This window comes from Enterobacter cloacae complex sp. IR5458, assembly GCF_049238025.1.
GTDB classification, from domain to species: Bacteria; Pseudomonadota; Gammaproteobacteria; order Enterobacterales; family Enterobacteriaceae; genus Enterobacter; species Enterobacter kobei.
Genome location: NZ_JBMKIF010000141.1, coordinates 1 through 577, shown reverse-complemented (window position 1 = coordinate 577; position 577 = coordinate 1). Strand labels below are relative to the sequence as shown.

At 52.3% G+C, this 577-nt stretch carries 1 rRNA gene; it reads right to left on the bottom strand.

Annotation, left to right across the window (positions count from 1 at the left end):
* Positions 1–577 (bottom strand): 16S ribosomal RNA (locus tag ACOTYN_RS26445); the annotation flags it as partial.

Genomic DNA, 577 nt, shown 5'->3' with positions numbered 1-577 from the left:
CCGCAGGTTCCCCTACGGTTACCTTGTTACGACTTCACCCCAGTCATGAATCACAAAGTGGTAAGCGCCCTCCCGAAGGTTAAGCTACCTACTTCTTTTGCAACCCACTCCCATGGTGTGACGGGCGGTGTGTACAAGGCCCGGGAACGTATTCACCGTAGCATTCTGATCTACGATTACTAGCGATTCCGACTTCATGGAGTCGAGTTGCAGACTCCAATCCGGACTACGACGCACTTTATGAGGTCCGCTTGCTCTCGCGAGGTCGCTTCTCTTTGTATGCGCCATTGTAGCACGTGTGTAGCCCTACTCGTAAGGGCCATGATGACTTGACGTCATCCCCACCTTCCTCCAGTTTATCACTGGCAGTCTCCTTTGAGTTCCCGGCCTAACCGCTGGCAACAAAGGATAAGGGTTGCGCTCGTTGCGGGACTTAACCCAACATTTCACAACACGAGCTGACGACAGCCATGCAGCACCTGTCTCAGAGTTCCCGAAGGCACCAAAGCATCTCTGCTAAGTTCTCTGGATGTCAAGAGTAGGTAAGGTTCTTCGCGTTGCATCGAATTAAACCACA